Below are 20,325 nucleotides of genomic sequence, written 5' to 3' on the forward strand. Positions count from 1 at the left end.
CTCAGTCCGAACGGAGTCAGGCAATGAAAATAGGGAAGTTATTTCCAGACAACTCCTAAATAGCTTCCAGCGCTTCCGATAATTTTTTCACGGCAATCACTGTCAAACCGGGAATCGGTTTTCTGGGCTGATTGGCGGCAGGAACAATAGCACGGCTGAAGCCATGCTTGGCAGCCTCAACCAGACGCTCCTGACCATTGGCCACCGGACGGATTTCCCCGGCCAGCCCCACCTCACCAAAGGCCACCAGGTCCTGAGGCAGCGGTGTATCCCGCAGGCTGGAAACCACAGTCAGCAGGCTGGCCAGGTCAGCGCTGGTTTCTGTGATCTTTACGCCACCCACTACGTTAAGAAACACATCCTGGTCACTGGTGAAAATGCCACCGTGCCGGGTAAGAATGGCCAGCAGCATGGCCAGACGGTTTTGCTCCACGCCGACAGTTACACGACGAGGGTTTCCCAGTTGGGATTCCACCACAAGCCCCTGTATCTCAACCAGCAGAGGCCGGGTACCTTCCCACAATACAGAAATAATGCTGCCCGAAGTCGCCTCCTGGGTGCGGGACAGGAAAATGGCCGATGGGTTTTTCACTTCCTTCATGCCGGTTTCGGTCATGGCAAAAATACCCAGCTCGTTCACCTGACCAAACCGGTTTTTGGTGGCCCGCATCATACGGAAGCGGGAATCATCGGTATTGCCCAGCATGATCTGGGTATCAATGATATGGGACAGAGTCATGGGGCCGGCCAGAGAGTTGTCTTTGGTGACGTGGCCGACAATCAGCAATACCGTACCACTCTGTTTGGCATAACGGGTCAGGAAAGCGGCAGACTCTTTGACCTGGCCAACACCACCGGGCACGGAGTCCACTCCGTTCATATACATCACCTGGATGGAGTCGATAACGATAATGCCGGGCTTTTCCTGCTCGGCCACCGCGACAATATTTTCTGCGGAGGTTTCCGCCAGCATTTTCAGGTTATTGGTGGGCAGTCCTAATCGCTGGGCCCGGGCAGCAATCTGCTGCAGTGACTCTTCGCCAGAGACATAAAGGGCATTCATGGACTGGGCAACGTGACAGAGCACCTGCAGCAGGATGGTACTTTTACCGGCCCCCGGGTGACCACCAATCAGCACCGCACTGCCTTTGACAAAACCGCCACCGAGCACCCGGTCAAACTCCGTCATGCCGCTGGAGAAGCGGGGTGCTTCTTCCACATCCACTTCGCTGAGGGTTTTCAGCTCAGAGAGAGCACCGGCAAAACCGGCTTTGTTACTGGCAGCAATGGAGGGAGAGGCGGCCGGTCCGAGATTGACTTCTTTATAGGTGTTCCAGGCTTTACAGTCCGGACACTGCCCCTGCCATTTGGCGGCTTCGCTGCCACATTCGGTACAAACGTATGCTTTTCGGGATTTTGCTTTTGCCATGAAGAGTCTTTGCGTAAATAGATTGAGTCTAACTGCTCAGTATGATCCGTAACAAACATTCCGTATAGAACCACAAAGACACGAAGGCACAAAGGCAGCCTTTTTTGCTGGTTTACCGCAGCTCAGACAAGCTCAAATAAACCTTTGTGTCATTGTGGTTTCTTTTTTTTCAGTTACTACCAAATACAACAAAGTCAGACTAAATTAACGCAGACAGAACTTTGCACTAAAGGTGATTCATACAGCAGAATCATGCAGGGTTTATGATGTATAAGCCACAACCTTCACTCCTCACTTTCTTGAGGTATGCACATATTTCAGCTTATTGTTGCCAGGGCATACTTCAAAGACGCAGGCACTCACCATGAATACGAATAAAATTGGCATTATCGGCACTGGCTTTGTTGGCATGGCGGCCGCCTACTCCCTGTTCCAACAAAAGCTGGCCAATCAAATTATTCTTGTGGATAAGAACCAGGACAGAGCCCATGGCGAAGCACTGGACCTGATGCATGGCCAGCCACTGGTGGGACGCTGCGAGGTCACCGCCGGTGACTTTGCCAGTTTGGAGGGGGCAGGCATCATCGTTATCTGCGCCGGTGTCAGTCAATCCAGCCCCGATGAGAGTCGCCTGCATCTGCTGCAGCGAAACATCAAAGTGTTTGAAGCCATCGCCAGAGAGCTTGACCAGCATGCACCCCAAGCCTTGTTGCTGATTGCCAGCAACCCGGTGGATATTCTTACCCATGCCATGCAAAGCCTGAGTCATCGTCCCAATAACCTGGTGATTGGCACCGGAACCCTGCTGGATACCTCCCGCTTTCGAACCCTGCTGGCCAACTACTATGATGTCTCACCCCAGTCCATTCACGCTTATATTCTCGGGGAACATGGTGACTCTGAAGTACCGGTCTGGAGTTCCGCCACCATTGCCGGGCTTGGCATCAAAGGCAATACGATTAATGGTCGTGAATACGATCCCGAAGCCCTGGCAGGTATTGTCACCAGGGTCAGAAAAGCCGCTTACGAGATCATTGCCAACAAAGGCTACACCAACTGGGCGATTGGTCTGGTTATTGCCTTTATCATTCGCATGGTACTCAATAATCAGCGCAGTGTTCTTCCGGTCACGGTCCGGCTGAATGGAGAATACGGCATTAGCGATATCTGTCTTAGCCTGCCAACCGTTATTGGCAGTGACGGCGTGGAGAGTATTATTGCCCCTAAGTTGGATGAGGAAGAACTGGCGGGCATTCGACAATCGTCAAACACCCTTAAAGTCTCTATGGATCAGCTGGTATAAGCCCCTTTTGTACGATCGGTAAAACACACAGATCACGCAGGGCACATCAGAAGGTTTCCTCTGTGCCCGGCGTGATCTTTGTGATTCTCAAAAGCCCTAAAGCGTTTCAGGCTATTCGTTCATATCGAGAACGAGGACCCACAGCCGCAGGTCGACTTGGCATTGGGGTTTTTAACCAGAAAGCGAGAGCCTTCCAGCCCCTCTTCATAGTCAATCTCCGCGCCCACCAGGTACTGGTAACTAAGGAAATCAACCACAATGGCTGCGCCATCTCTGGTAATCAGGGTGTCATCATCAGCAAGATTACTGTCAAACGTGAAGCCGTACTGAAAACCGGAACAGCCGCCACCGGTGACATATACCCGGAGCCTTTGATTTTCTTCGGTCTCATCTGCCAGCAATTCACTTACCCTGCGGGCAGCAGCTTCCGTAACACTGATTGGCTCCGGTATCACTGTTTCTACTACGCTCATTGACCCTCCCGTGCCGCCGCCCAGGCTCATGGCCATCACCTACTGATAACCCGTTAAGGCAGCGACCCGTCATTTACTCATTAGCGGGCTATTATCGGAGTAACCAACTGTTACAGTCAACTATCCACCGTTTCAATCACTTCCGCTGCAGGCATCTCCTGGTCAGCACGCTCCAGCAGAGGCTGAGGTCCGGCTGGCACACCATTCGAGTGATGCTCAAGACTGCCATTAACCTGAGACCCTTTGGTCATCTCTATCACGTTGTAAAACACATTACCGGTAATCACGGCCCTGGAAGCAAGCTCCAGATGTTCTTCGGCAAAAACATTGCCACGAACATGGCCATCGACCACCACGCGCTGGACACGAACATCACCTTCCACACTGCCATTATGGGCAATGGTCAACATGCCCTGATCAGCTGACACATTACCTTTAACACGCCCTTCAATATGCACGGAACCGGAAAAGTGAATATCGCCGGTAATGATTGTTTCTGACGATATGAGCGTCGTACTGCCATGTTTCGCGACGTTACCCGCTGTTTTGCTCTTGCCGAACATCCGCTAACAGCTCCTTATCCCATTGATAAATTTGTTCAAAACTCTGTTTGATTCCGCTGGTGATCCGCACCATAACCTTGACCTCTGTCGGCTGAAAACCTTCCGGCACAGTGAAGTCAAAGTACTCTCTGTCACTGGGCAGAGCCTGAAAATAGCGAAACCCCAAATCTGCGACAGCCTGATCCGACGCGATCAGCTTCTGCAGCGGTATGGTCTGTGCTTTGCCATCTTTCTCGCCAATCAGGGATACCGATAGTGTGCCTTTCAAAAACGGGTTGCTTCTCGCCACCTGGGAAATCACCAGTCGAAGACGGTACTGACCGGATTCATTCCCCCGAAGTAAACTGAAGCCCGCCACCCGCACACCGGTAGACATGTCTTCCGGAGCCAGGATGCTTTTGAAAAAAGTCAGCTCTTTATGCAGCAGCTCTTTCTCTTCCTCAAGCTTCTTTACTAACAGGCGAACATTATTGACCGCTTCACGATCCATTTTGCTGGCACTTTCCAGAATACCCACTCGCTGCCGGAGCTCTCTGTTCTCTTCCTGCAATACTCTGGCCCTGTTCTCCAGAGTGGTATGCTGTTGCCGAAGCTGGTTCAGATTCTGGCCTGCATGATTTCCACCATACCAATAGGCAAAACCACCCAGCAAAGCAATAAATACCAATAGAAAAATTCGAATTAACTGATCTCGTTTCGGGTCATGGCGTATAACCCTGAGTTTGCTACTGTCGGGATGCAAAGCTATCCACCTTTTCCTCGGGCCCATTAAATAGTTAAGAGCCAATGAGCCTGCAACCTTCCTGCAACAGCACCTGAGAGCCACTATTAAAAGGATGCGCCTTATTCTGAAGAACTTAACAGCGGGACTATACACAAGCCGAAAAAACATAACAAACAAACCGGCAAACTTTCGCCACACCCAAAATTCAGTCCTGGCCAAACATCTGAAGAAGCGGTTTGGCACAGAAAAAAGCCAGCGGTATGATGCACTTTTACCGTTCATCAACACTGCCTTCTGATATTATATGATCGATAAATGGACAACCTCACTTATCCAGCCACCGTTGAGATTGGCTGCGTTGCAGTTAAAGCATCGTGGCATCACACCGGACCAGGTCACCGTTGCCGGTTTTCTGATGGGCATGCTGGCAGTCCCATTACTGGCCTTTGAGTTCTACTCACTGGCTTTAGTGATGATTCTGGGTAACCGGATACTGGATGGTCTTGATGGAGCACTGGCCAGACTGGGCAACCCCTCAGATGCTGGCGGGTTTCTGGATATTACCCTGGATTTTATTTTTTATTCGGCCATTGTCATGGGCTTTGCCCTGGCGTCACCGGCACACAATGCGGTGGCAGCGTGCGTCCTGATTTTCTCCTTTATGGGCACCGGAGCCAGCTTTCTTGCCTATGCCATCATGGCTGAGAAACATCAGCTGTCAGACCCGCGCTTCAAACACAAATCCCTGTATTACCTGGGAGGTCTGGCCGAGGGTACAGAAACCATTGCGCTGTTTGTGCTTTTTTGTCTGCTGCCCGGTTACTTTCCACAGCTTGCCCTGGGTTTTGCCGCCATATGCATTTTAACTGCGGCTCTCAGGGTCTGGTCTGGTTACCAAAGTATTGAGCAGGCAGAGAAAGAAAAGCACCAAAAGCCAGCCTCCCAGGAGCCTGTCCGAGAATAGCGCCCGTAGCGAGGATGGCAGAAAATTGAGGATAAAAATTTCGTTTTGTGAGGTGAATAGCGGGGCTATTTGCCGAACAAAACGGAATTTTTAGACCAATTTGCTGCCACCGCAGTAGGGCAGTCTATTCTCGGACAGGCTCCTAGCCCGGATATTTCATAAACTGCCCCGAATCTCGCGCCGGACTTTGTCGCTCTAAGGGATTTTGTGAGGGAGCGCCGTACCGGGGAGTACGGTCGACTGAACAAAACTCCCTTAGAGCGGCAAAGGACAAGCGAGAGCGGGAGCACGTTTATGAAATATCCGGGCTAGGGATTGAGCCATTTTTTAGAGTGTTTTTAACAAATTCAGGAAACTGCATTTGCAGCAACCCCTGATTTGGCCTTGGATACTCAAGCTAAATTTTCTTCACCAAGCGTTGCTATAAGGTTTCTTACATAATCTTCAGTGAGCTCAGCACAGCAGGTAAGCAACCTTCTTTCTACCGGACGTTTGGTAAGCTCATCTACATCTGATACGTGCATATCTTCAACTTTATGGAGTCCATTAAAGATGATGCTATCGCCAGGTTTTTCGTATTCAACTGTTTTTATGGTTTTTCCTACAGGAACGCACTTAGTATCTGATTCTTCTGCAAAACTTAATGCTCCACCAGAAAAACCATTGTTTTGTTGGATATAGGGGGATAAAAGAGTTGTCATGCTTAAAGAAGAGGCATCTTTATGCCAGGGCATATTACATATCTCTTGTTGTGCCGGGGTAAATATATACCTGAGCACTCCACAATGAACCTTCACAGTAAAATTCTTCCAATTGAGTTGGCGCCCCATGGATTGTAAGGCCTCTTTACACATTTCATTTATTGACTCTGTATGTGGCGCAAAATTTTGGTCAAAGCCCTCTGTACCTGAAAGCTTACCATTTTCATCAAATGTTACTGTTGAAAATACACGGTTCACATTTTCAGCTCTAATGTTGACTCGCTGCATTTGATTTCCATTGTTAAGGAACTTACAGGTAGGCAAACTATCAATTTCCTGATGTGCTTTTTCCATGGCTAATTTTGAAACAGCATTAGGCACTTTAATAATTATTTTTCCAGCATAATTCTTTCTTTCAGATTCTGTTACCTTTTGAGACATTAATATCTCTTCAACATAATCAGCATTAGCTATATTAGCTGCAATTAAATTTTCTTGAAATGGTTTAGCTGAATACATATAAAAATTCCTTACTATCTTAAAATATCATATTTAGATTTTAAGGTGGAATGATCTGACAGTGTGTTTAATAATTTTCACTGCGAGGGGTTAAGATAACTGACACCACTGAACAAAGAGAAATTATCCAAATAGCTGTAATCTTTCAGGTCAGGAGATTAAATAAGCTGGCTAATCGTCCCACTATAAAATCAAGCAATTTTAATATAGTCTAAATTTTAAAAACTCCCAGCACGCCCTAAAAATAAATGAGCAAACAATTAAGTTCAACTGGTTGGCACCTGACACAACTATGATTCGGGCGGTAGCCAGCCGGTTAATTTAAACTGTATTCTCCACCTGCCCATACCAGCCTTACAAAAATCCAGAAGGCTGAACCTGCAACACCCCTTGGTTTTGGAGTTAAGTTAAACTAAAGCTAAATTTTCTTCACCAAGCGCTACTGAAAGATGTCTTACATCATCTTCAGATGGATTAGTAAAGCAAACAAGCAACAATCTTTGCACGGGGCGTTCTTTAAGCTTCTTTTCATTCAATACATACATTTTTTTAACTTTATGAAGTGAGTTAATATTATCAAAGATGAAGCCGTCTCCTTGCTCTTTGTATTCAAATGTTTTTATGGTAGATTTTTCAGAAATACCAGAAGAACTTCTAGGAAGAGTACTAGAAACATTTGAATCTTTTGCAAAACTCAATGCTCCACCACAAAAACCATTATCGTGTTGATTATATGGAGATAACAGTGTTGTCATGGATAAAGTACATTTATCTCTATGCCATGGCATATTACATATCAATGTTTGTTCACTGGTGAATGGGTACCTGATCAAAGAGCACCAAGCCTCCACAGTACAATTCCTCCAGTGGAGTTTGCGCCCCATTGTTTGCAAGGCCTCTTTACACATTTTGTTTATTGAATCTGTATTCGGCTTAAAATTTTTATCAAAGACCTCTGTATCTGAAAGTTTACCAGATGCGTCAAATGTTACTGTTGATGGAAATAGATATTTATTATGTTTTTCTGGATCAATGATTGTGATATCCTGAAATTTATTTCCTTTGTTTTCAAAATCGATTGTAGCTAATCTATCAATTTACTGAAACGCTTTTGCCAAGGTTGTTTTTGAAACAGTATTTGTTACCTTAACAATCACTCTTCCAGAATTATTTCCCGCCTTTATTGATTCCTTATTATCAGATAAGGATGAACCTTCAAAAGAATCAGTGAAAGCCACTGTAGACTCAGCACTTGATGATGCGGTTGAATACATATTAAAAATGCCTACTTTTTTTTATAAAACATATCTGAATTTTGGATTAGGTGCTCAGACTAAATTTTCTTCACCAAGTGCTTCTGAAAGAGCGATTACATCACCTATAGATGGCCAGGCAAAACAAAGAAGCAGCAGTCTTTCTACGATTTCTTCTCCATCCTTAATTTCATGCAATAGATGCATGTTTTCAACTTTATGCAATGATTTCAAACCATCAAAGATGAAGCCATCTCCCGGCTTTTTGTACTCAAGTGTTTTTATGGTACCCGCTACAGGAACTCCGGGAGAAAATAAGGAATTTTGTGCAAAACTCAATTCTCCACCAGTAAAACCATTGCCGTGTTGATAATATGGCGATAAAAGTGTTGTCATGGATAAATTACATCCATCTTTATGCCATTCCATATTGCATACCTGTGTTTGTTCATGGGTAAATTGATACCTGAGCACATTACAACGAACCCCAATAGAGAAATCCTTCCAGTTAAGTTTTTGTCCCATTGTTTGCAAGGCCTCTTTACACATTGCCTTTATTGAATCTGTATGGGGCGCAAATTTTCTTTCAAATGCTTCTGTATCTGAAAGTTTACCAGCTGCATCAAATGTTACCTGTGTTGGATGCTGTGAAACCTTGGAGTATTCTGAAGCAACAAGTTCAACCTGTCGTATTCTATTGCCACTATTGACAAAATCAGAAGTAGGTAAATTTTTAATTTCCTGAATAGCTTTTGCCAAGGTTAATTGTGAAACAGCATCTGGTGCTTTAACAATTATTCTCCCAAACTTGCTTGCTTTTTCGAATGATAAGATTTCATCAGACAAGGATGGATCTTCGATAGAACCAGATGAAGCCGCAGTAGAATGAATACTGGATGCTGTAGTCGAATACATCTTAAAAATTCCTTCCTTTTTTTATAAATCATATTTAGAAATCTCATGATAGTCTAAATTTTAAAATCCCACTTATCACTCTAGTCAACCAATTGATCCATTTTGAAAGGCAATAAATATACCCGGAACAACAAATACTGCGTGAGATTCGGGGCAGTTTATGAAATATCCGGGTTAAGCAGCAAGAATGACAACTTTCAGCATGTAAAACCTGCATCTTGAAACTGTCTGGTTATATAGCCTAAAGTCAATGCTATTGAATTACAGAGAATAAAACATGGATACCATTATCCGGCACGCCGAAACTCCTGACTTGCACGCTATTGGAGAGTTTTTCCGCGACCCGGGAGTAACCCGCCAGACCAGCCAGATCCCTTACCGCCCCCAGGCGTATTGGCACAATCTGTTCAATATGGACGACAAGAACCATATACAGCTGGTAGCCGAGTCCTCAGGACAAATCCTTGGCCTTCTCGGGTTACAAATACAGGACAACCCACGACGCAAACACTGCGCAAGTTTTGCTATTACCGTGCATCCGGATGCCCAGGGACAAGGCATCGGTAAACAGCTCATGTCGGCCATGGTAGAACTCGCCGACAACTGGTTGAACCTGGTGCGGATCGAATTAGACGTTTATACCGACAACTCCCGGGCTATCAGCCTCTACCAGGGCTTCGGTTTTGAGATAGAAGGTGAAAGCAAATGTGATGCCTTTCGCGATGGACAACTGGTCAACAGCTACCGGATGTCCAGAATCCGATTACCCGTAGCAACCCCGAAACCAGAGCACGCGCAGCAGCATAAAGCCCACCCCGGAATGACTGTTCGCGCCTTCAAACCTCAAGATACCGAAGCGGTTATCAGGCTATGGCAGCAGTGTGGTCTGACCACTCCACAGAATAATCCACAACGTGATATCGATCGAAAAGTGGCCATCAATGACGGCCTTTTCCTGGTAGGCCTGATCGAAAATGAAATCGTTGCATCGGTTATGGGGGGTTACGAGGGCCATAGAGGCTGGGTGAACTATCTGGCCGTCGCTCCCCAATGGCAACAATATGGACTGGGCAGAACCCTGATGGAAAAGTTGGAAAATCGTCTGGCAAAGCTGGGATGCCCAAAGATCAACCTGCAGGTACGCAGCGCCAACCAACAGGTTTTGGCCTTCTATCAATCCCTGGGTTACCAGACAGACCAGGTCATCAGCCTGGGAAAACGTCTGGTGCAGGAAAGCGCTAATACGCCTACACCCCGTTCACCCTGAGCGGAGTCGAAGGATGGGAGCACCGCACTTCGACAGCGCTCAGTGTGAACGGTATGGATATCAACGCTTGCCTAGTACATCTCTTCAATAAGGTTGAGACGTATAATCTTCGTTCACCCTGAGCGGAGTCGAAGGGTGATTGGCACGGTCTTTATTCAGAGTATGGTATTTACGCCCTTCGACTTCGCTCAGGACGAACGGAGTTTGGGCGTCATTGATAGAGGGAACCCATCAAATACATTGAAACCATGTACCAGGAGGCTGACGGGAATAGATTCCAAAAACTCTTTGCAACTCTCAGAGCAGAAAACAGTCTGATATTATGATTCCACATAATATGTAATACATCATGACTATTATCAGACGGCTTATCTCAATACTGGTTCTGCTCTCGTTTGCCACGGTGGGCAACACCGCCTCACAACGCCCTGTAGCCAACGATTTATCGTCGGCAGACTCCCGGCCCAAGCCAAAAGAAGTGGCATTCTCCCCCCGGAAACTCCGGCTGATTGACTATAATCCTGTGTCCGGAAACTACCTGTTCCGGGGCAACATGCCCGTTATCAAAGGCCGGTTTGCCTATCAAAAGCTTATTGACACCATGAACCAGAGAAGTATGGAACAGCTCCATACCCCCCTTCCCGAAGACATCTATATTTATGATTTTTCGTTGATCAGCAAACTCGGTGAACGTCATTTACTGAAACAGGAACAGATGTTTGCCCAAATCAACCCGGATTTGATGCAGCTGATCCACCATCCGGTTTATGGTGCTGCTTCCAATCCTGACTATTACCCGACGTCAGTTCTCCACATCATGCTCAAACTTCCCTTTATTGGTGATGTATACAAACTGGTAGACAAGCTCAACAAATTACTTAATCAGGAGTACACCAGGCCTGCCGCCATTTTTGTTCACTGTCAGGCTGGCAGTGACCGGACAGGCATGGTCATTGGCACTTATCAGATGCAGTTTCTGGGCAAAAGCTACCTTGAAGTGATTGAGGAAGCAGAGGAAATTGCAGGAAGACCGCTCAGGTCACTGCAAAAAAGAGCACTGAAATGGATCGCCTATTATTTGCGGGATAGTAAAGGCATTCAGAGTGTTGGTGCCATTTACTAGTACATTGTTTCAATGAGTTTGACGTGTACAATCTCCGTTCACCCTGAGCGGAGTCGAAGGGTGCTTGGCACGATCTATCAGAGTTCGGAGTTTTCGCCCTTCGACAGGCTCAGGACGAACGGAGTGCGGAGGCACGACAACCCGTCAAACTCATTGAAACCATGTACCAGGAGGCTGATGATCAAAACAGTTACCAGGTTCGGCTGACACAACGTTCTATTTCACGTCCCTACTGCCCTGCATGCGCTCTTGCCATTGCCTGGCGCATCACCACCATAACAGGTCAGCCGCTACCTTTTAATCTTTTCAAATTGGTGGTTTGTGGTGCATCCGATACATAGTAAAATAACTCGTTTTCATTCAGGCAAGATAGATCCAACAATGGCAATAAACTGGTATCCCGGCCATATGCACAAGGCCAAAAAAGAGATCCGTGAAGTGATACCAAAGATGGATCTTATTATCGAGGTGCTGGACGCGCGGCTTCCCTTCAGCAGTGAGAACCCGATGGTTGCCTCCCTGCGTAAAGACACACCCTGCATCAAGATTCTCAACAAGAGCGATCTGGCTGATCCGGCGGTCACCCAACAATGGGTAGACCATATCAACCGCACTTCCGGCATGAAGGCCATTGCCGTCAATCTGAAGCAGCCGGACAAAATTCGCAGCATTCTGGCTATGGCACCCGCCATGGTTCCTGAGCGGAATCTGGAGGTCAGCCAGCTGAAGGCCATCATCCTTGGTATCCCCAATGTGGGCAAATCCACCACCATCAATATTCTGGCCAGTCGCACAGTTGCCAAAACCGGCAATGAGCCGGCGGTCACCAAACAGCAGCAGAGAATCAAACTGCCCAATAATATTGTCTTGCTGGACACCCCCGGCTTTCTCTGGCCCAAGCTTGAGCCGGAAGATTGCGGCTACCGTCTGGCCATCAGCGGAGCCATCAAAAACACGGTTATTGAGTTTGAAGACGTTGCCATGTACCTGGCCGAGTTTATGATGCAGCATTATCCGGATGCGCTGTTGCAGCGTTACCAGCTTAAGGATATTCCGCAAACCGGCATTGAGCTGTTTGACAGGATCGGTCAACGGCGTGGCTGTATGCGCAGGGGCGGTATTGCAGATACCCATAAGGTTGCCGAAATTCTGATCAATGAGTTCCGGGATGGCCAGCTCGGTCGAATTACCCTGGAAACACCGGAAATGATTACAGCCCAGCTGCAGGCCATGGAAGCAGCAAAAGTGGCAAGGGAAGCAGACAAGGCTGAAAAATAACCAGCATATTTATCAGACACTGAGGTTTGGACAATGATAACCTCTCGATATTCACACCATTCAACAGGACTACAGGAAAATAATACCGATGAGAAAGTTGTTATTGGTACTTATGTTTGCATTTCCGATGATGGCTTTTGCCAAAGCGACGGACAGCGTTGAAAATACCAGCCGGTTTCAGGAAGGACCCCATTACAAAGTCGTTAAAGGGCTTGCCCCTTCTACCAGGCCAACCGTGACCGAGCTGTTTTCTATTTACTGCGGAGGCTGCTATCAGTGGGAGAAAGGACCACTGATTACCCTGAAGAGCTGGCTGAGTCAGCAGGACATTGAGTTCAAACAGGCGCATATGAACTTTATGGGTGCCTATGCCAAACAGGCCACCCTGGCATTGGCCATGACCCAGGGCACACCGCGCCATAACGCCGTCAAACAGGCTCTTTTCAGCCGCCTTCATGTAGAGCGCAAGGGCGACTGGCGAAACGATGCGGAATTCTTCCAGACCCTGGAAAAGGCTGGACTGAAACAGTCTGACTTCGAGGCGAACCAGAATAACCTGTTAGTGATGAGAACAGTACTGGACTGGAATCAGTATGGTGAACACGTTCATGCCGTTCCCGGCTTTATGGTGAATAACCGTTACCTGATCAATATGGGCAGCTTGAAGTCCCATGACGAGCTGAACGCACTGATCACCTACCTGACCAAACTTCCAGCGGAAGAGACACAATAATACCAATTCCGCCTTCTAAATATGAGATCGAGCAAGTCATTTTGGACAGCTGGGCAAGGCGGAATGACGAGTAATAGCAGGGCTATTGCGAGGAATTCCAACGAAGATCCAGCTGTTCAAAATGGCTGCGCAGTTCATATTTAGAAGGTGGAATTGGTATAACACAGCGCTGATGGCTTTTCGGTGACCCAACCGGAAAGCCAGAAGTAACTTCGAGAGGGATCCAACCATTGGCTGCTGAACAAAACCCCAATAGCCTCTTTCAACGTTTGAAAGACAGCCCACTGCAAACCATCCACGGCTGGCAGCGTTTACGAGTCACCTGGCTTATTATGTTTGCCACCGCGCTCTTTCTCGAGCTGTGCGCCTTGGGCTTTCAGTATATTCTGCATATGGATCCCTGTGAGCGCTGCGTCTATCAGCGGCTCGCCGTTCTGGTGCTGATGTTGGCACCATTGGTTATCATCATTTCACCCACCCAGCTGTTTTTCAGGATCACAGGTTACACTCTCTGGATTGCTGGTGCACTGTATGGGCTGAAGGAAGCCATTGCCCAAATGGCAGACTACGCCGATTTTAATCCGTTTACTTCCAGCTGCAGCTTCCGCCCGACCTTCCCTTTCGACCTGCCTCTCTATGAATGGTGGCCCTCCCTGTTTATGCCCACCGGACTCTGCGGTGCCGACGACTGGACCCTGCTTACCCTGAACATGGCAGAATGGATGGTCGTGATTTTCTCAATTTATCTGTTGGCTGCAGCGACCTGCATTATTAGCTCTCTGTACGCCAGGTTCTTCAAAAAGCCGTGAATGGCCACGCATCAATTTCAGAAATCAACGCATTTCCACCATGCCAGGTAGAATTCACGATCTTTTACCTGGCGGTAAACTTCTGTGATACATCGCTTGCCAAAGCAATCACGGCACGTTAACGGAGACCGCCTAACCGCCCGGGGTCTTTTGTCATCGAAAATACTGCGTGCATAAACTGTACGCAGTTGGTGTGCCCTTCATTGGCAGAAAGACCAAGCGGGCTCAAACCATTTTTCGTTAAGAGCCTGATGTTTGCTCCGCGCTCCAGCAAGTGTTTCAGAATCTCAATATTGCCTTCTGAGGCGGCAATGTGAACTGGTGCCCAACCGTCCTGATCGGTGATATTGATACTGGCTCCTTTTTCGCTCAGCAGTCGTGCTGCTGCAATGTTGTTATTCCACACAGCCATGTGCAGGGACGTATCACCGTGGTCATTGGCTGCATCAATCTTCGCCCCATGGTTGATAAGGATATGCATGCAGTTGATATGTCCTTCTTCGGTCGCAAGGTGGAGCGGCATATGACCAAATATCCCGGATTTGTTGATATCTGCCTTAAAGTGGATCAGTTGTTCCAGAAAATCCGGGTAGCCAGAACAGGCTGCATTACATGCGGCCGAATAGCTCATGGCGTCGCCGTAATCAACATCGGCTCCACGGGAGAGCAGGTACTGCAGGCACGCCATCTGTTTCATTAACACGGCTTTGTGCAAGGGTGCATAACCGCGATTGTTGACGGCATTGATATTGGCTCCACCATTAATTAATGGCGGCAAAGACTCAATGTGCCCGGCATCGACCGCTTTATGCAGGGGAGTATCGCCTTGCTGGTCGGTTACCGTTGGATTTGCCCCTGCTGCCAGCAGAAGACCCATACACCTGGTATGGCCACCGTCGGCAGCCAAATGCAAAGGGGTGGAACCGTGATACCCCTCAACTCCATTGATATCGGCCTGGTTACGGATCAGCAGATTCAGTATACGGTCATCACCTTGCCCGGCGGCGATGTGCAAGAGCCCGGTGTTGCAGCACGTGTGAGCAGAATAATAGTGTTGCCGTGCCATGTCCGGTTCTTGCTCCACAATAGCCTGTATGGCCTGCCAATCTCCGTTGCAACAGGCGACCAGTGCCGGGGACTCACAATAACGGGTGGTTGGAGCTAACCTGTCCCCGGCTACCTGCACCAGCGGTAAAGGACCCTGTGGACAGACAGCACAGGTTCGAAATTTAGGAAACCCTGACTGTCCGTCCAGGTGCCGACGTATGCATTCCAGATGGAAAGTATGGTGGCAAGCTGTTTTGACTATTGAGCGTCCGGCAGATGTGCCAACTGCGTCACTGGTGATGGCGGAATCAGTTTGCCTGGCACAGAGTAAACAGTTGGTTTCAGATGTAACAACACCATTCATCATAGACAACACACTCCTGGGTTAGACAAGATTCAGTAAACTTTGGCAGCTATAAATCGGAGATCGTTTGATAGTTTTTACAGTAGCTGTAAAAACCTAACTCAGGAATAGCTCATCCGACCAGTATCTGCATGCCCTCACCACTTTATTAACCCAATCTAAATCTTTAACGACAAAGGCAAATAGATAAAATATGACAAATTCAAAGTAATGGATTCATTAGTGTCGGGACTAGCAGCATGTTCAAACAACTCAATAACGCAACAGCTCAGCCTGTTGTGTGGTCATCTTACACAGCAGAAGTGTTGTGGGCAGATCCTCATATTGCCAGGCAAATGATGGCCTACCATCTAAACCCGGATATCAACGCCGCCTCCAGATCGTTTGATTTTATATTTGATCACATTAGTGATGTGTGACTTCTGTGCTCTCAACCCGTCGCAACGTTCCGGGTTGCTGGATAAGTTTAAGTCGATACTGAAGCCGAATGGGGTGATTGCCCTGGATGTCTATACCTCTACACGGTTTGAGAAACAAACCGAGGACGTGGTACTTGCCAGAAACGCCATGAACGGTTTCTGGAGTGCACAGGACTACTGGTGTATCCAGTCTTCCTCCTTGTACAGACCTGAACTGGTCACCCTGGACAAGTACGTTATCTATGAAGCAGAACGGGAGTGGACGGTTTATAACTGGCTACAGCACTTTACCCTTGACATGCTGCGCAGTGAGCTTGAACAACACGGTTTGGAAATTCAGGCCACTTACAGTGATTTGCGCGGCAGACCCTGGGCTGATGGTGATGAAATGGCGGTAGTCATTGGTCTTAAATAACCACCGTGGTTATAACAGCGTCCCAGGCTCAACGGCTATCTCTGGAAATTTGTGCAACAGCTTTTTATCCCAAGTGACCAATGGGCAGTCTAACGTTTCCGCCAATACCACAAAAAACGCATCGTAGCCCGGGTGTTTTGCATACGTGGCTACTTCCAGTGCTCTGAACCATAACTGCTCACTACTGGTTACCGACGTTATCAGGGCTTCGGCTCTTTCGATTGCCTGTATTGCCTGTTGAAGACTCAGCTGCTGATGGGTTAGCCACTGCCAGGCAACATTACAGAACTCAGAGCGGAACAGATCAGGTACATGGATGTGCTCGACTTTTTCCAATACGACCACAGCTTCCTGCCGATGCACGGGTTCATTAAACAGAGCATAGGCAAACACCATCGTATCGATAACGGCCTGGGTCATGGCCGCCCCTCATGTCGCCAGGATTCTATGTCTTTGGCTGAGGTTTCCGGCAACTCTTTCCAGCTATTTCTTATAGCTTTAATCAGGTCAGACTTTTTCTGATAGCGAGCTTCCAGCAGTTCCCGAACCTCTTGCTCCATGGAGCGGTTGCCTGCTTTGGCACTGGCTTTTAATCGTTCTATCAGTTCGTCTGGCAGGTTTCGTATGGTCAGGGTGGCCATGAATTTTGCTTCCTTGAGCGATGCGATCCATTTCCAATGCTAGCACATCGCTAGCGAAGCAATTGTTTTATTATTTTGATGCTGTATCACTCTTCTTCAGCTGGAGCATTTAGGAGCGGTCCTGAAATAATTTCCACATTTCTGGGTTTCAAAACTACGTTCGTCCTGAGCCTGTCGAAGGGCGTGCACTCCGGCCTCATGTACTGTGCCAATCACCCTTCGACAAGCTCAGGATGAACGGAAATCGAGTTCAAAGTGTGGAAATTATTTCGGGACAATTCCTTAGGTGCTTATCGGTCTTAGATAACCACCATTTCATATAACAGGGGCGATAACATCGCCTCTGTTAAAAGCTCCATTGATAGGTTAATTGCTCAGTTCAGCAATGGTTCTCAAGGATTCCAATACGCCTCGGGCAGCCTCCCGGGCATGGTCATTCACCGGCTGATACCTGGGCTGATAGAGGCAATTTAATGGCCGGTCATAAACTGGCCTCATCTCATCATGAATAATGTCATGGTCCTGATAGGTCAGATAACGGGTTTCCAAAATGATGCCACTGGCCGGACCACCCAGTTTGCACATCGCCCAGCCTGGCTCAAGCTGCTGAATACCCTGGGAAAAGGTATCATAGCTGAATGAACGTCTCAGTTTATTCAATCGCCAGTAAGTCGAGTCATTCACGGCATCTATTTCAACCCCGTCAACCGTCAGCTTGAACTGGCCTTCCTCATTCGACATTACATTAGGATCAATCCCGGTGCCGTAGAAATTAACCTCTTTAACCACCTCATCGTCAAGATAGTGCTTCATACTTAACAACAACTTATGGTGATCATCCACGGCATTGGCCAGTGCCGACAGCAAAAGCAGAGATAGACAAATAGTTCTTGAAACCACGCTGGTTACTCCATAGGCAGAATATAACGACTGGCAGTTTAGACACCTATAAAGCACTTAAGTTCTGTATTTGGGAAAATGAATATCTGGTGCGACACAAAAATTGCCAGAAAATGATACCGGCTACGATAACACCGGCTTATACCAATTCCACCTTCTAAATATGATAACGAGCAAGTCATTTTGGACCGCTGGGCAAGGCGGAATGACGAGTAATAGCAGGGCTATTGCGAGGAATTCCAACGAAGATCCAGCGGTTCAAAATGGCTGCGCAGTTCATATTTAGAAGGTGGAGTTGGTATTACTGCAACAGTGGCGACCAGGATCAAATAATCCCAAAAAAGCCGCATTCCAACGGAATGCGGCTCTGGATTGTTTATCGGTTCAGTGGCTTCATACCCGAACTGTCTCACCCTCCTCTACGGGCTCTGATGCTTTCCCATCACGGCGGGGAATACGAATATCATCCACCATATCCTGCACCGCTTTGGGTGGTGCTTCCGTAGCATGGCAAACCACCAGGGAGACAGCAAAGTTGATCAACATACCCAGGGTACCAATGCCTTCTGGTGACACGCCGAACCACCACTGTTCCGCAGTCCCCCCCAGGAATTTGAAGTAGATAATATAAGAAGCCGTAAACAGCAGGCCTGTCACCATACCGGCAATCGCCCCTTCACGGTTCATCCGCTTGTAGAAAATACCCAGAAGAATCGCGGGGAAGAATGAAGAAGCCGCCAGGCCAAAGGCAAAAGCCACCACCGAGGCCACAAACCCTGGCGGGTAGATGCCTGCCAGACCGGCCACACCAATAGCAGCCGCGGCAGCAATACGGGCCGCCAGCAATTCTTGCCTATCGGTAATGCCGGGCATCAGATTCCGCTTCAGCAGGTCATGGGAAATGGAGGTGGAAATAACCAGCAGTAAGCCAGCTGCGGTAGAAAGGGCCGCCGCCAGACCTCCGGCCGCTACCAGTGCAATGACCCAACCGGGGAGGTTGGCGATTTCAGGATTGGCCAGCACCATAATGTCGCGATCAACATACAGTTCATTGGCGTTGCCAGTCTGGTTATTGCTGACAAGTCGTTCACCACTGTCACCCCGCGCGTCAATAAACGACGGTTTACCTTCAATCGGAGCACCGGGGTGATACTGAATTTTGCCATCGTCGTTTTTGTCGACCCAGGCCATCAAACCAGAGTTTTCCCAGTTGGCAAACCACTCAGGCAGCTGCTCATATTCAGCTTCAGAAACCGTCTGCAGCAGATTGATACGGGCAAAGCTGGCCACCGCTGGCGCTGTGGTGTAGAGCACAGCAATAAACAGCAGCGCATAACCGGCCGATTTACGGGCGTCACGCACCGTTGGGGTGGTGAAGAAACGCACGATAACGTGGGGTAAACCCGCAGTACCGACCATCAGCGCCATGGTGATAAAGAACACGTCAATGGTGGACTTGGATCCATCGGTATACTGGGCAAAGCCTAGTTCCTGAGACAGGCCGTTCAGTTTCTCCAGCACCGAGAGCCCGGTGCCTTCAACGTCACTGCCAAAGCCCAGCTGGGGAATCGGGTTGCCGGTAATCATCATGGAAATAAAGATCGCGGGCACCAGATAGGCGAAAATCATCACACAGTATTGCGCTACCTGAGTGTAGGTAATGCCTTTCATGCCCCCCAGCACAGCGTAAACAAAGACAATACCCATCCCGATCATGACCCCGATATTGATATCCACCTCCAGGTAACGGGAGAAGACAATACCGACGCCGCGCATCTGTCCGGCAACATAGGTAAAGGAGATAAAGATAACGCATATAACAGCAACCACCCGGGCGGTCTGGCTGTAGTAACGTTCAGCGACAAAGTCCGGCACAGTGAACTGGCCAAATTTGCGCAGATAAGGTGCAAGGCACATGGCCAGCAATACATATCCCCCGGTCCAGCCCATCAGATACATGGCCCCGTCACGCCCCATAAAGGAGATAATACCGGCCATGGAAATAAAAGAGGCCGCCGACATCCAGTCCGCTGCGGTTGCCATACCGTTGGCGACGGGATGAACGCCGCCACCGGCCACATAATAGTCTTTGGTTGAGCCAGCCCTGGACCAGATAGCAATACCGATATAGAGCGCAAACGATAACCCGACAAAAAGGAAGATCAGTGTTTGAGTCGCCATCTCACTCTTCCTCCTGAACGTTGTATTTTCGGTCCAGACGGTTCATCAACCCGATATAGACAAAAATCAGAACCAGAAAGGTATAGATGGAACCCTGCTGGGCAAACCAGAAGCCCAATGGAAAGCCGAAAAAGCTGATTTGATCCAGCTGGTCCACGAACAGTATGCCGCAACCAAAGGAAACGGCGAACCAGATCACCAGTAAGGAAAGTAGTATGCGTATGTTCTCCCGCCAATAGGCGGCAGCTGCACTTTGATGATTACCACGGGAAGGATCAGCAGACATGAAAAGACGCTCCTGAAA

General features: G+C 48.2%; 23 protein-coding genes. 9 read left to right on the top strand and 14 right to left on the bottom strand.

What is annotated here, in order from left to right:
* Positions 1-55: 55 nt before the first annotated feature.
* Complete coding sequence (gene radA / locus ACO6UY_RS09880) at positions 56-1,429, bottom strand: DNA repair protein RadA (RefSeq protein WP_422450409.1); 1,374 nt, start codon at positions 1,427-1,429, stop codon at positions 56-58.
* 364 nt (positions 1,430-1,793) lie between these two features.
* Here radA and ACO6UY_RS09885 point away from each other — a divergent pair, with 364 nt between their 5' ends.
* On the top strand, positions 1,794-2,732 hold the full coding sequence (locus ACO6UY_RS09885) for an L-lactate dehydrogenase (RefSeq protein ID WP_422468588.1): 939 nt from the start codon (positions 1,794-1,796) through the stop codon (positions 2,730-2,732).
* A 119-nt stretch (positions 2,733-2,851) separates the two neighbouring features.
* Here ACO6UY_RS09885 and erpA read toward each other — a convergent pair whose 3' ends face one another.
* The 3 genes from erpA to ACO6UY_RS09900 form a co-directional block, all read right to left on the bottom strand.
* Positions 2,852-3,205, bottom strand: a complete 354-nt coding sequence (gene erpA, locus ACO6UY_RS09890; protein ID WP_101747158.1) for an iron-sulfur cluster insertion protein ErpA — start codon at positions 3,203-3,205, stop codon at positions 2,852-2,854.
* A gap of 116 nt (positions 3,206-3,321) precedes the next feature.
* The gene (locus tag ACO6UY_RS09895; RefSeq protein WP_422489778.1) at positions 3,322-3,768 is read right to left on the bottom strand and encodes a bactofilin family protein; all 447 of its coding nucleotides are present in this window, start codon (positions 3,766-3,768) and stop codon (positions 3,322-3,324) included.
* Positions 3,740-4,510 carry a DUF6776 family protein gene (locus ACO6UY_RS09900; protein WP_422450406.1) on the bottom strand — a complete coding sequence of 257 codons (771 nt, stop codon included), beginning with the start codon at positions 4,508-4,510 and terminating at the stop codon, positions 3,740-3,742. The genes ACO6UY_RS09895 and ACO6UY_RS09900 overlap by 29 nt, the downstream gene beginning before the upstream one ends.
* A 286-nt stretch (positions 4,511-4,796) precedes the next feature.
* On the opposite strand from ACO6UY_RS09900, the gene ACO6UY_RS09905 reads away from it, so the two are divergent.
* Complete coding sequence (locus tag ACO6UY_RS09905; RefSeq protein WP_422450405.1) at positions 4,797-5,456, top strand: CDP-alcohol phosphatidyltransferase family protein; 660 nt, start codon at positions 4,797-4,799, stop codon at positions 5,454-5,456.
* A 392-nt stretch (positions 5,457-5,848) separates the two neighbouring features.
* Here the strand turns inward: ACO6UY_RS09905 and ACO6UY_RS09910 are convergent, their stop codons facing one another.
* The 4 genes from ACO6UY_RS09910 to ACO6UY_RS09925 all read right to left on the bottom strand — a co-directional run bounded on the left by ACO6UY_RS09910 (position 5,849) and on the right by ACO6UY_RS09925 (position 8,844).
* A complete protein-coding gene (locus ACO6UY_RS09910) occupies positions 5,849-6,676 on the bottom strand; it encodes a hypothetical protein (protein WP_422450404.1) in 828 nt (275 codons plus the stop codon).
* Between the two features lie 407 nt (positions 6,677-7,083).
* Positions 7,084-7,431, bottom strand: coding sequence for a hypothetical protein (locus ACO6UY_RS09915; RefSeq protein WP_422450403.1), 348 nt, complete (start codon positions 7,429-7,431; stop codon positions 7,084-7,086).
* Between the two features lie 342 nt (positions 7,432-7,773).
* Positions 7,774-7,950, bottom strand: coding sequence for a hypothetical protein (locus ACO6UY_RS09920; protein WP_422450402.1), 177 nt, complete (start codon positions 7,948-7,950; stop codon positions 7,774-7,776).
* A 54-nt stretch (positions 7,951-8,004) separates the two neighbouring features.
* On the bottom strand, positions 8,005-8,844 hold the full coding sequence (locus ACO6UY_RS09925) for a hypothetical protein (RefSeq protein ID WP_422468436.1): 840 nt from the start codon (positions 8,842-8,844) through the stop codon (positions 8,005-8,007).
* 277 nt (positions 8,845-9,121) lie between these two features.
* Between ACO6UY_RS09925 and ACO6UY_RS09930 the strand changes: the two genes are divergently transcribed.
* The 5 genes from ACO6UY_RS09930 to ACO6UY_RS09950 all read left to right on the top strand — a co-directional run bounded on the left by ACO6UY_RS09930 (position 9,122) and on the right by ACO6UY_RS09950 (position 14,054).
* Positions 9,122-10,111, top strand: a complete 990-nt coding sequence (locus tag ACO6UY_RS09930; protein WP_422462634.1) for a GNAT family acetyltransferase — start codon at positions 9,122-9,124, stop codon at positions 10,109-10,111.
* 349 nt (positions 10,112-10,460) lie between these two features.
* Positions 10,461-11,234: a hypothetical protein gene (locus tag ACO6UY_RS09935; protein WP_422450399.1), complete on the top strand. Its 774-nt coding sequence runs from the start codon at positions 10,461-10,463 to the stop codon at positions 11,232-11,234.
* Positions 11,235-11,615: 381 nt separating this feature from the next.
* Positions 11,616-12,512 carry a ribosome biogenesis GTPase YlqF gene (gene ylqF, locus ACO6UY_RS09940; RefSeq protein WP_422450398.1) on the top strand — a complete coding sequence of 299 codons (897 nt, stop codon included), beginning with the start codon at positions 11,616-11,618 and terminating at the stop codon, positions 12,510-12,512.
* Positions 12,513-12,600: 88 nt separating this feature from the next.
* Positions 12,601-13,245, top strand: coding sequence for a thioredoxin domain-containing protein (locus ACO6UY_RS09945; RefSeq protein ID WP_422489780.1), 645 nt, complete (start codon positions 12,601-12,603; stop codon positions 13,243-13,245).
* Between the two features lie 230 nt (positions 13,246-13,475).
* The gene (locus tag ACO6UY_RS09950) at positions 13,476-14,054 is read left to right on the top strand and encodes a disulfide bond formation protein B (RefSeq protein ID WP_422450397.1); all 579 of its coding nucleotides are present in this window, start codon (positions 13,476-13,478) and stop codon (positions 14,052-14,054) included.
* A 118-nt stretch (positions 14,055-14,172) separates the two neighbouring features.
* Here ACO6UY_RS09950 and ACO6UY_RS09955 read toward each other — a convergent pair whose 3' ends face one another.
* Positions 14,173-15,468, bottom strand: coding sequence for an ankyrin repeat domain-containing protein (locus tag ACO6UY_RS09955; RefSeq protein WP_422489782.1), 1,296 nt, complete (start codon positions 15,466-15,468; stop codon positions 14,173-14,175).
* A gap of 236 nt (positions 15,469-15,704) precedes the next feature.
* Between ACO6UY_RS09955 and ACO6UY_RS09960 the strand changes: the two genes are divergently transcribed.
* Positions 15,705-15,884 (top strand): hypothetical protein, encoded by a 180-nt coding sequence (locus tag ACO6UY_RS09960; RefSeq protein WP_422489784.1) that lies wholly within the window; start codon positions 15,705-15,707, stop codon positions 15,882-15,884.
* Positions 15,862-16,299 carry a hypothetical protein gene (locus tag ACO6UY_RS09965; RefSeq protein ID WP_422489785.1) on the top strand — a complete coding sequence of 146 codons (438 nt, stop codon included), beginning with the start codon at positions 15,862-15,864 and terminating at the stop codon, positions 16,297-16,299. The genes ACO6UY_RS09960 and ACO6UY_RS09965 overlap by 23 nt, the downstream gene beginning before the upstream one ends.
* A 9-nt stretch (positions 16,300-16,308) precedes the next feature.
* Here the strand turns inward: ACO6UY_RS09965 and ACO6UY_RS09970 are convergent, their stop codons facing one another.
* From ACO6UY_RS09970 to ACO6UY_RS09990, 5 genes are all read right to left on the bottom strand, one after another.
* Entirely contained in the window at positions 16,309-16,719 is a 411-nt protein-coding gene (locus tag ACO6UY_RS09970) for a type II toxin-antitoxin system VapC family toxin (RefSeq protein ID WP_422462620.1), read from the bottom strand.
* Positions 16,716-16,940, bottom strand: a complete 225-nt coding sequence (locus ACO6UY_RS09975) for a FitA-like ribbon-helix-helix domain-containing protein (RefSeq protein ID WP_422462618.1) — start codon at positions 16,938-16,940, stop codon at positions 16,716-16,718. Before ACO6UY_RS09975 ends, ACO6UY_RS09970 begins: the two co-directional genes overlap by 4 nt.
* Positions 16,941-17,306: 366 nt before the next feature.
* A complete protein-coding gene (locus tag ACO6UY_RS09980; RefSeq protein WP_422462616.1) occupies positions 17,307-17,840 on the bottom strand; it encodes a hypothetical protein in 534 nt (177 codons plus the stop codon).
* A 393-nt stretch (positions 17,841-18,233) separates the two neighbouring features.
* Entirely contained in the window at positions 18,234-20,021 is a 1,788-nt protein-coding gene (locus ACO6UY_RS09985; protein WP_422450349.1) for a sodium:solute symporter family protein, read from the bottom strand.
* A gap of 1 nt (position 20,022) precedes the next feature.
* A complete protein-coding gene (locus ACO6UY_RS09990) occupies positions 20,023-20,307 on the bottom strand; it encodes a DUF4212 domain-containing protein (RefSeq protein WP_422450348.1) in 285 nt (94 codons plus the stop codon).
* Between the last annotated feature and the right edge of the window lie 18 nt (positions 20,308-20,325).

Origin of the sequence: Endozoicomonas sp. ALE010, from assembly GCF_049310165.1 — a bacterium.
Taxonomy (GTDB): Bacteria; Pseudomonadota; Gammaproteobacteria; order Pseudomonadales; family Endozoicomonadaceae; genus Endozoicomonas.

Coding starts and splice junctions, on each gene's coding strand:
- radA (WP_422450409.1), bottom strand. CDS start 1,429: ATGGCAAAAGCAAAATCCCGAAAAGCATACGTTTGTACCGAATGTGGC.
- ACO6UY_RS09885 (WP_422468588.1), top strand. CDS start 1,794: ATGAATACGAATAAAATTGGCATTATCGGCACTGGCTTTGTTGGCATG.
- erpA (WP_101747158.1), bottom strand. CDS start 3,205: ATGAGCGTAGTAGAAACAGTGATACCGGAGCCAATCAGTGTTACGGAA.
- ACO6UY_RS09895 (WP_422489778.1), bottom strand. CDS start 3,768: ATGTTCGGCAAGAGCAAAACAGCGGGTAACGTCGCGAAACATGGCAGT.
- ACO6UY_RS09905 (WP_422450405.1), top strand. CDS start 4,797: ATGATCGATAAATGGACAACCTCACTTATCCAGCCACCGTTGAGATTG.
- ACO6UY_RS09910 (WP_422450404.1), bottom strand. CDS start 6,676: ATGTATTCAGCTAAACCATTTCAAGAAAATTTAATTGCAGCTAATATA.
- ACO6UY_RS09915 (WP_422450403.1), bottom strand. CDS start 7,431: ATGACAACACTGTTATCTCCATATAATCAACACGATAATGGTTTTTGT.
- ACO6UY_RS09920 (WP_422450402.1), bottom strand. CDS start 7,950: ATGTATTCAACCGCATCATCAAGTGCTGAGTCTACAGTGGCTTTCACT.
- ACO6UY_RS09925 (WP_422468436.1), bottom strand. CDS start 8,844: ATGTATTCGACTACAGCATCCAGTATTCATTCTACTGCGGCTTCATCT.
- ACO6UY_RS09930 (WP_422462634.1), top strand. CDS start 9,122: ATGGATACCATTATCCGGCACGCCGAAACTCCTGACTTGCACGCTATT.
- ACO6UY_RS09935 (WP_422450399.1), top strand. CDS start 10,461: ATGACTATTATCAGACGGCTTATCTCAATACTGGTTCTGCTCTCGTTT.
- ylqF (WP_422450398.1), top strand. CDS start 11,616: ATGGCAATAAACTGGTATCCCGGCCATATGCACAAGGCCAAAAAAGAG.
- ACO6UY_RS09945 (WP_422489780.1), top strand. CDS start 12,601: ATGAGAAAGTTGTTATTGGTACTTATGTTTGCATTTCCGATGATGGCT.
- ACO6UY_RS09955 (WP_422489782.1), bottom strand. CDS start 15,468: ATGATGAATGGTGTTGTTACATCTGAAACCAACTGTTTACTCTGTGCC.
- ACO6UY_RS09960 (WP_422489784.1), top strand. CDS start 15,705: ATGTTCAAACAACTCAATAACGCAACAGCTCAGCCTGTTGTGTGGTCA.
- ACO6UY_RS09970 (WP_422462620.1), bottom strand. CDS start 16,719: ATGACCCAGGCCGTTATCGATACGATGGTGTTTGCCTATGCTCTGTTT.
- ACO6UY_RS09975 (WP_422462618.1), bottom strand. CDS start 16,940: ATGGCCACCCTGACCATACGAAACCTGCCAGACGAACTGATAGAACGA.
- ACO6UY_RS09985 (WP_422450349.1), bottom strand. CDS start 20,021: ATGGCGACTCAAACACTGATCTTCCTTTTTGTCGGGTTATCGTTTGCG.
- ACO6UY_RS09990 (WP_422450348.1), bottom strand. CDS start 20,307: ATGTCTGCTGATCCTTCCCGTGGTAATCATCAAAGTGCAGCTGCCGCC.